The organism is Actinosynnema sp. NPDC023658, assembly GCF_040639995.1.
Classification (GTDB): Bacteria; Actinomycetota; Actinomycetes; order Mycobacteriales; family Pseudonocardiaceae; genus Actinosynnema.
Genome location: NZ_JBFAAX010001489.1, coordinates 1 through 1,049 on the forward strand (window position 1 = coordinate 1; position 1,049 = coordinate 1,049).

The following is a 1,049-nucleotide window of genomic DNA, read 5'->3' on the forward strand; positions in this document are numbered from 1 at the left end:
GCAGGGAGACCGCCTTGTCCAGTGCCGGGTCACGGCCGGCGGACAGGTCGGCCGCCGTCGTCGGGGCGTAGTGGTCCGGCGCCACGCCGACGGTGTTGACGACCTCCTTGTTCGCGCCGATCTCGTGCATCTTCGGCAGCGCGAGCACGGTCCCGTTGTCCAGCAGGTACGCCTGACCCGGTCCGGACACGGCGCCGGCGGTGCGGGTGCCGACCAGGGTGCCCAGCTTCAGGTCCTTGACCGTGCTGGAGAACGAGTCGCACGCCGACGCGCACCGCCGGTCGGTGAGGGCGACGAACGGCAGGTTCAGCAGCTCCACCGAGTCGTCGGTGCGGTTGGGCGTGCAGCGGTCCTTGACGTCGCACCAGTAGCTGGTGGTCCTGCCGTGCGCGAGCGCGCCGAGCAGCTTCGCGACCGCCTCCGGGCTCCCGCCCCCGTTGCCGCGCAGGTCCAGCACGACGCCCCGCAGCGAGGCCTGGGCGCGCAGCGCGGCGACGGCCGCGAGCACCCGGTCCGCGAGTTCGGGCGCGAAGCCCGGCAGGGTGACGTAGGCGATGTTCCCGTCCACCAGCCGGGACTGGACGTCCGGGCGCTGCGCCGGGAACTGCGCGGCGGTCAGGGTGGCGGTGAACGTCTCGCCGGTGGCCGGGCGCCGCACGGTGAACTGCGCCGTCGACCCGGCCTGGCCGTCGGTGAGCCAGGACAGCACGGCCCGGTTCAGGACCCCGTTCACGAACACCGGCACGCCGTTGATCGCCAGCACCTCGTCACCCAGCCGGAGACCGCCGACGTCGGCCGGTCCGGACGCGGCGATCCGGTTGAGGTGGGCCGGTTCGGTGGCCACCGGGTCGATGTCGCCGGGACCGACCGACACCGACAGCTCCAACCCGTAGAGGTTGCGCACGGCCCGGTCGAGCCACCGGGCGTGGTTGTCGTCCAGCGCGCCCACCAGGGCCTTGATGGCGGAGGACGCGACGGCCGCGCGGGCGTCGTCGGGCAGCGAGTCCGCGATCCGCCGGTAGACCTTGCCGAACGCCGCCCAGTCGCCG

At 73.8% G+C, this 1,049-nt stretch carries 1 protein-coding gene; it reads right to left on the reverse strand.

Annotated features, from left to right (window positions below; translation table 11 throughout):
• Positions 1-1,049, reverse strand: a 1,049-nt coding sequence (locus tag AB0G02_RS42015; protein WP_360806711.1) for a S41 family peptidase, incomplete at both ends; no start/stop codon positions are given.